Source organism: Gloeocapsa sp. DLM2.Bin57 (genome assembly GCA_007693955.1).
In the GTDB taxonomy this organism is placed as follows: domain Bacteria; phylum Cyanobacteriota; class Cyanobacteriia; order Cyanobacteriales; family Gloeocapsaceae; genus Gloeocapsa.
Window position 1 is genome coordinate 20,846 of sequence record RECR01000090.1, and the last position, 7,194, is coordinate 28,039.

A 7,194-nucleotide genomic window follows, 5' to 3' on the forward strand; every position below is an offset into this window, starting at 1 on the left:
GTTGTTAACCCAGATTAAAGGGGAGCAACTTGAATTTCAATGGTTGCTGAAACTTCAGGATGTAACTTAACTTCTGCTTTATAGAAACCGATTTTATTAATATCAGGGATAGTAATATTACGTCTCTCTACCTCTTGGTTAGTCATCTGTTTAATGGATTCGGCTACATCTTGGGTAGTAACCGTACCAAAAATCGCTTCATTTTCACCCATTTGCTTACGTAACACAAAACGTCCGATGGTTTCTAAAGCGGTTTTACGGGCTTCGGCTGCTTGTCTCTCTGCTAGAATACGTTGACGTTCTTTTTCTTGTCTTTGTTCAACTTGTCTAAGTACTCCAGGAGTCGCTACAATAGCAGAACCTGTAGGAATCAAATAGTTACGTGCGTAACCTGGAGCTACTTCTACGACATCTCCTCTTTTACCTAGTTTATTTACGCCTTTGTTTAAAAGAACTTGTATTTTTTTCGCCATGGCTATTATCTATCTCCTAATGGATTTGTCTAATCAGACAAAGTCTCTATTATAACTTATTTTGCTCTAGCTTGAGAAAGATAATTAGGTGTTCGTAGAGAGTAGGGAGGAGTTCGGTGTTATTATTACTATATACTATACCCTGCCTACTTCCCCATCTTCCCTATTCCCTTGTCAAGTAGCGCTATAGCCTAAAAAAATGGCGATCGCTACCCGTAAGATAAAGAGCGATCGCACTTAATTTTTGAGATTTTTAGTTGGTTAAACTAGTTGTTTTGTTTATTTTTCTGATTCTTTAAGAATCCACCAAAACCTAACACCACCATAGTTCCTAGAATAGTAGTTGGTTCGGGAACAACCTCAGAAGTACCACTGCCTTGAGAAGATGCAGTTAAGCCAGATACGCCTAGCTGAAGTGTGGAAGTAGCAGGACTTGTATCACCATTATGTCTCCAAAAAGGTTGTCCAAAACAAACATCACACAACTCTAACTCAGCAGATGTTCCACTGCTAATCCCAACAAAATTAGTACCTGCAGGAATCACAAATTCTAAAATACCTTCTGGAGTGTTAAAGTGGAATCTTTCTTCCTGATTAACTAGATATCTCCATGGATCACTAGAAGTTCCTGAACCAGGATTAGAGCCTGATAGGGTTAACTCAAAATTATTGCTAAAGCTTGATGGCTCTTCATCTCCTGCACTTAAATCAAAAATGCTAGCGAAATCACCAGTAGCAAAAGAAATTCTACCAGGGGTGTTGATATCAATAGATAAGGTAGGTTGACCGATTTGATCTAAAAAATTACCATCTGTAAAGGTAAAACCAATATTACTTCCTGGGGTAATTTCGATAGCTTGAGCAGGAGCAACTAATAAAACAGAAGCGGTACTGGCGGTGGCAACAGCTAATAAAGTAGCTAGACGATTTTTGGTTTTCATGGTAAGATCAGAGAATAAGTGTGTTTTAGCAAGGAGCCTTTAGAGTAGCTTTCGTCACTCAGGGGTTTCTTTTTGCTTTTTTCTTTTCTCTATATTCACACACAATTACTTTTTTGTCTAGTCAAAATAAAAATCTTTAAAAACTCTTTAAATTTGCAGTTTATGGGGTTTTAATAGTTGTAATTATGTCTCAAATACTTGCTTTAAAAAGACTAGATACTTGACAGTATTTGTATAACTTATAGTATTTTTATGACTCAAACTGATAACAACAAGAGTAAATATTGCCTAGAAAATCGTAAAATAGACTAAACTGTAGCAAAGTCAAGACTTAACAATATAAAAGTAACTTTTAATATTTTAAATTACCTTACCATAAAATAAAAACAGTAAACCTTATCCAATCATGAGTAATTAGCTATTATGGTTTTACCTAGTGCAGATACCCCCCTCTATAATCATCCTCTCTTTGCAATTGAAAAATGGCTGGAGAACATGGGTTGTGAACAAGATTCTCAGGAACTCAATCGTTGGACTCTGACTCAACTAAATTGGTCAGTTCAAATCTATTTAGATATCGAAGAAATAGTGGTACAGTATTCGCCAACGGTTAATAATCCCACAGAGATTAAAAGAGCTTTTAAATATTCTTTGACTAGAGAGGATGTAGAAGAGGCTATTTTTTCAGGTCCTTAGACTTAAGTAGGAATGGCTTCTCCTGGGCGTAATTTTGCCCATTTTCCTTTTTCTTCTAAAAAGCTTTGACAACCGACTACATCCCATTCCATCTCGATATAATCGTCTTGAGTGCGAATATTGACGTTAATTGTGGGTTCTTGTGGTTCAAAATTGGGGGTTTCGGTTAAGTGTGGTTGTTGGTGTTGCGTCTCAACAGCATAATAGGTGTTGCAACGGTCAACGAAGTAACAGTTAACACAGATACACATGGCTAAATCCAGCGAAAACATTATAAAGTAAGTATAACAAGATCTTAATTTAAATCTCTAGATTATGGTTGTATATCAAAGTACTGGAGAATCAGAAGTCTATCAAGGACAATTCGGGGAATTTTCCATTAATCAACGCGATCGCCTAGAAGTCATTATCTATCGTCTCGGGTTGAGTTTAGCAGCGGTTTGTTTAACGATCGCCACTCTGATTGTCTTATTAACTGGTTCAAAGTTCGTGAGTTGGTTAACTCCACTATTTGGTTTATTTTCTCTAGGGTTAGGTATCAGTTTGGTAACTATCCACGTATATTTAGCACCTCTGAAGCGTCTTTTACAATTATTTTGGTTGATAGGAACGTTAACAGGTGTTGTGCTAATCTATACTAGTCCAGAGTCTTTAGCTCTCTACGTGTACAATCATCCTCTGACTTTGTTAGGAATAGGTTTTAGTTTCGCTGCTTTAACTGGTATCTATTTCAAAGAGGGTTTTTGTTTTGCGCGTTTAGAAACCAAATTATTAACTCCCCTTGTTCCTTTATTATTGTTAGGTCATCTGGTGGGTGTTTTATCCGTGACTGTAGAGAAAATTTTGTTGGGGTTTTGGGCTATTCTATTTATGATCTTTGTGCTCAGAAAATTAACCCAAGCTATTCCCCCTGATATTGGTGATAAATCTGTATTTGCTTATCTTAAGCAACAAAATGTGTGAAGTAACTAGCTTTTGGGGTTTGTTTAGTTATCAACCTCAATGGGGTTTAACTCCTTTAGGTTGGTTAGTAGTAGGATTAGTTTTAGTTTTAATTACTGGGTTAATGGTTGTGAAAATTCACCCTTTTTTAGCGCCAAGACAACCAGTAGAAGCTGAGATCTTATTAGTAGAGGGTTGGGTAAGTGATGATGTGATGATCGGAGCGATCACCGAATTTTATCGAGGTAATTATCAATTAATCATTACGACAGGATCACCCCTAATCAAGGGTCATTTTCTCTGTGAATATAAAAATTTTGCTGATTTAGCTGCAGCTACCTTAGTTGCGTTAGGTTTTGAGCAAAGTAAGATTATCTCTATTCCTTCACCAGTAGTAGCAATCAACCGTACTCAAAGCGCAGCTTTAACCGTCAGAGATTGGTTGTTAAACTATTCTGAACCTATTAAAGGTGTTAATATTTATTCTTGGGATGTACACACGCGCAGAAGTTGGTTACTTTATCGTCAAACTCTCCAACCTGAATGGAAAGTAGGGGCGATCGCTCATCCTCCTGAGTTTTATGATCCTCAAACTTGGTGGACTTCTAGTGCGGGTGTACGTTCAATCATACCAGAAGCGATCGCCTATTTATACGCTAGACTAAGCTAATTAGACCTTCAATCATGATATACTCTATAAAAAAGGTACAGGGTATAACCTTTGGGGAAACAAGAATCTATCTGAAATGACGATTATTAAAGCTATACGAGGAACAAAAGATATTTTACCTACAGAGGTAGGTTATTGGCAAGAGGTAGAAACAACCGCGCGCCAAATCTTTAGCCAAGCTTGTTATCAAGAAATTCGCTCACCCATTTTTGAACAAACTTCCTTGTTTGAAAGAGGAATCGGTACTAATACAGATGTGGTGGGGAAAGAAATGTACACTTTCCTAGATAAAGGCGATCGTTCCTTAACTCTACGTCCTGAAGGAACAGCGGGAGTGGTTCGGGCTTTTATCGAAAATAACCTTTATAGTAGTGGTGGAGTACAAAGACTCTGGTACACAGGTCCAATGTTTCGCTACGAACGTCCCCAAGCGGGACGTCAACGACAATTTCACCAAATAGGGTTAGAATTACTCGGAACAAATGACCCCAGAGGAGATGTAGAAGCGATCGCCATCGCTACAGATTTATTGCGCAATCTTGGTTTAGTTAATCTACACTTAGCCCTTAATTCCGTAGGAACATTAGCAGATCGCAGTTTATATCGTCAAGCTTTAATAGATTATCTAACCCCCTATCAACAAGAATTAGACTCAGACTCACAAGTACGTCTCTTAAATAATCCTTTGAGAATTCTTGATAGTAAAGACAGTAAAACTCAAGAAATAGCTCAAAATGCACCGAGAATCATTGACTATTTAAGTCAACAATCCCGAGAACATTTTGATCGGGTACAACAACTGTTGACCGATTTAGGTATTGGTTATGAACTCAATCACTGCTTAGTGAGAGGTTTAGATTATTATACTCATACCGCTTTTGAAATTCAATCTCAGGATTTAGGTGCGCAAGCTACTGTTTGTGGGGGTGGACGTTACGATGGATTAGTGCAAGAATTAGGAGGACCTGATACTCCCGCGGTAGGTTGGGCAATTGGACTAGAAAGGTTGATAATATTATTACAACAAAAACGCTCTCTTGCCAGTAAACAACCAGACTTTTATCTGGTGTCCCGTGGAAGTGAAGCTGAAGCCAAAGCCTTGATTTTAGCGCAAAAATTGCGCAATCTTGGCTTAACAGTAGAATTAGATCTCAGTGGTAGTGCTTTTGCGAAACAGTTTAAACGCGCTAGTCGTCAAGAGGCGATCGCTTGTTTAATTTTAGGAGATAGCGAAGCAGAAACGGACACAGTGCAATTAAAATGGTTGAAAACCCAAACCCAAGAAACCTTAACTATTGCCGAATTATTAGCTAAAATACCCGATTTAACTCAACAATTAGCAGCAAATAAGTGATGAAAGAGTGGCAATTTTTTCTGGAAACTAAGGATACATCTCAATTAATTCCTGTCCAAACGAGAGATTGTCACTTCTTAACGGGATGTTATCGTATTCTCGCCCAAACTCATCTCAGTCATACCCCTATAGAAATTCGCTTAGACTATCAACCCAGAGAAGGTGAACAACTCTCTCAGAAATATCTCAGAGTCACTCCTGTTGACGGTTGGTTGATAGTCACACCTTTTCTAGAATTAACCCCAGGTCAACTGCAATTGCGATGTCAAGCTGATGTGTTAGCAGAATTAAGCGGAAATCATTGGCAAAAATACTTAAGCTTTGGGATTAGCAATCCAGAAGAAGTTTCTCCCTTAACTCAGCAACAAGCTTATTGTGAACTAATTTTAACGGAACACAATTTAATTAAATCAGCTTGGGGTGAATTGTTATTATCTGGTGAAATTGATCTAGTCACCACTAATCTTTCGCAAGCTATTCTCACTTATGAACTCTATAACCCGAAAACAGGAACAAGATTAGTACAAAAGCAACAAGATTTAGATATAGCTTATTTACCAGGAAAATTTGAGCTAAATCTAGAGATAAATCCTTATTGGAACAGTTGTTTAATCTTAGGACAAATACATTTAGATGTTAGTTATAATGAATCAAGGATGAGAACCACTCAAGACTTTAAAATTATCTCTCATCCCTCCCAACTCTTGCAAAAATTCAAACAGCTACAGTATCAACTCGAACCTTCTAGTTATCCTAAACTAAAATTAATCGATTTTAACAGTAAAAAACCTATCGAACTACCTGATTTACCTAAAAATACAGAGTCAGAGCATTTACAGGAAGCCTTTGCAGCTTTAGAATTAGATAAGCGATTTTGGTTACGTCTCAATCAACTAGCTAACTCAGAATAAACTGTGCTAGATTGCGACGTGGATTACTAGTGCGCAACTCTTTGAGTTTTTGATAATATTCTTTTTCTTGAGTACTGAGATTATCTGGTATAACAATTTGAACTTTAACTAGTTGATCACCTCTAGCTTGATTAGCTGTGGACCAACCTTTTCCCTTCAGACGTAAAGATTGACCAGAACGAATATTAGGGGGTATCTTTAATTGAACCATTCCATCAGGAGTAGGAACATCAATACTTGCACCTAATACCGCTTCATCAGGAGTAATCGGAACTTCACAAACTAAGTTATTACCCTCAAATTTGAAAAAAGGATGATCTTCTAATTCAACGTTGATAGAAACCGATAAACCCTGTAGAGAGATACGCAGACGCTGACCTGGTTTTACACCCGCAGGAATGCGCACTTCTTTGATTTGATTACCTAATCTTAGCCTTTTGGTGACACCTCGATAAGCTTCGGCAAAAGTTAAACGAAGAGTAGTTTCAGTTTCGCTTCTAGGTGCTTGTCCAGTGCTAAAGTCAGTATAGGGATTCCTAGAAGTACCAGTAGTGGCAAATTTGCCTAATAACTCATTAATAAAGTCATCAAAACTACCATATTGACTGAAGTCAAAACCATCATAACTAACATTGGGGCGAGTTGTTCCACTACCCCAGTTAGGTTGTTCTGCTTGTTGCCAATATTGACCGAATCTATCATATTTACTACGTTTTTCTGCATCTGAGAGAATTTCGTAAGCTTCGCTAATCTCTTTAAAACGCGCTTCAGCTACTTTATCTCCTGGATTGCGATCGGGATGGTATTTGAGGGCTAATTTGCGAAAAGTTTTTTTAATTTCTTCAGGAGTAGCTGTTTTACTCACTCCTAGAGTAGCATAATAATCCTTGAAATTAGTAGAAGCCATTTGCCCATATCTCCTCAACAATCAATACCATCATAATTTAAGCTTAACAAAAACAGTCTCTGCTACAGGTTCGGTTACCACTATTTTTAGCTTAACCGCGAGAAGCCTCAAGCTTTATTTTCTCAAATAAGCGTGAGATGAATCGCGTCCTTATTTTATTTCATCTTGATTCTGTATATAAGTTTTAAGGGTTGAAATAGTAACACCACCACAACTAGCCACAAAATATGAACCATTCCAAAATACATCTTTATGGTAGCTTTGCTCTATCTCAGGGAATTCTTGTCTTAACCTTCTACT

The 7,194-nt window shown here is 37.6% G+C and carries 10 protein-coding genes; 5 read left to right on the top strand and 5 right to left on the bottom strand.

From position 1 onward, the window contains the following. Positions 1-14 precede the first annotated feature (14 nt). Positions 15-473 (bottom strand): 50S ribosomal protein L9, encoded by a 459-nt coding sequence (locus EA365_12135; GenBank protein ID TVQ43662.1) that lies wholly within the window; start codon positions 471-473, stop codon positions 15-17. Positions 474-739: 266 nt separating this feature from the next. Next, positions 740-1,414: a PEP-CTERM sorting domain-containing protein gene (locus tag EA365_12140; protein TVQ43663.1), complete on the bottom strand. Its 675-nt coding sequence runs from the start codon at positions 1,412-1,414 to the stop codon at positions 740-742. A 423-nt stretch (positions 1,415-1,837) separates the two neighbouring features. On the opposite strand from EA365_12140, the gene EA365_12145 reads away from it, so the two are divergent. After that, positions 1,838-2,110, top strand: a complete 273-nt coding sequence (locus EA365_12145; protein ID TVQ43664.1) for a DUF3143 domain-containing protein — start codon at positions 1,838-1,840, stop codon at positions 2,108-2,110. A 2-nt stretch (positions 2,111-2,112) separates the two neighbouring features. Here the strand turns inward: EA365_12145 and EA365_12150 are convergent, their stop codons facing one another. Further along, entirely contained in the window at positions 2,113-2,361 is a 249-nt protein-coding gene (locus EA365_12150; protein TVQ43665.1) for a hypothetical protein, read from the bottom strand. Positions 2,362-2,425: 64 nt separating this feature from the next. On the opposite strand from EA365_12150, the gene EA365_12155 reads away from it, so the two are divergent. From EA365_12155 to EA365_12170, 4 genes are all read left to right on the top strand, one after another. Next, positions 2,426-3,073 carry a hypothetical protein gene (locus EA365_12155; GenBank protein ID TVQ43666.1) on the top strand — a complete coding sequence of 216 codons (648 nt, stop codon included), beginning with the start codon at positions 2,426-2,428 and terminating at the stop codon, positions 3,071-3,073. Then, a complete protein-coding gene (locus EA365_12160) occupies positions 3,066-3,722 on the top strand; it encodes a YdcF family protein (protein TVQ43667.1) in 657 nt (218 codons plus the stop codon). The genes EA365_12155 and EA365_12160 overlap by 8 nt, the downstream gene beginning before the upstream one ends. Positions 3,723-3,798: 76 nt before the next feature. Next, entirely contained in the window at positions 3,799-5,076 is a 1,278-nt protein-coding gene (locus EA365_12165) for a histidine--tRNA ligase (GenBank protein ID TVQ43668.1), read from the top strand. After that, the gene (locus EA365_12170; protein ID TVQ43669.1) at positions 5,076-5,987 is read left to right on the top strand and encodes a hypothetical protein; all 912 of its coding nucleotides are present in this window, start codon (positions 5,076-5,078) and stop codon (positions 5,985-5,987) included. The genes EA365_12165 and EA365_12170 overlap by 1 nt, the downstream gene beginning before the upstream one ends. On the opposite strand, the gene EA365_12175 is transcribed toward EA365_12170, so the two are convergent. Beyond that, entirely contained in the window at positions 5,974-6,894 is a 921-nt protein-coding gene (locus EA365_12175; protein ID TVQ43670.1) for a J domain-containing protein, read from the bottom strand. The two genes, EA365_12170 and EA365_12175, sit on opposite strands and share 14 nt — an antisense overlap. A 150-nt stretch (positions 6,895-7,044) precedes the next feature. Beyond that, a partial coding sequence (locus tag EA365_12180) for an IS200/IS605 family transposase (GenBank protein TVQ43671.1) occupies positions 7,045-7,194 on the bottom strand: 150 nt, incomplete at its 5' end.

Coding starts and splice junctions, on each gene's coding strand:
- EA365_12135 (TVQ43662.1), bottom strand. CDS start 473: ATGGCGAAAAAAATACAAGTTCTTTTAAACAAAGGCGTAAATAAACTA.
- EA365_12140 (TVQ43663.1), bottom strand. CDS start 1,414: ATGAAAACCAAAAATCGTCTAGCTACTTTATTAGCTGTTGCCACCGCC.
- EA365_12145 (TVQ43664.1), top strand. CDS start 1,838: ATGGTTTTACCTAGTGCAGATACCCCCCTCTATAATCATCCTCTCTTT.
- EA365_12150 (TVQ43665.1), bottom strand. CDS start 2,361: ATGTGTATCTGTGTTAACTGTTACTTCGTTGACCGTTGCAACACCTAT.
- EA365_12155 (TVQ43666.1), top strand. CDS start 2,426: ATGGTTGTATATCAAAGTACTGGAGAATCAGAAGTCTATCAAGGACAA.
- EA365_12160 (TVQ43667.1), top strand. CDS start 3,066: ATGTGTGAAGTAACTAGCTTTTGGGGTTTGTTTAGTTATCAACCTCAA.
- EA365_12165 (TVQ43668.1), top strand. CDS start 3,799: ATGACGATTATTAAAGCTATACGAGGAACAAAAGATATTTTACCTACA.
- EA365_12170 (TVQ43669.1), top strand. CDS start 5,076: ATGAAAGAGTGGCAATTTTTTCTGGAAACTAAGGATACATCTCAATTA.
- EA365_12175 (TVQ43670.1), bottom strand. CDS start 6,894: ATGGCTTCTACTAATTTCAAGGATTATTATGCTACTCTAGGAGTGAGT.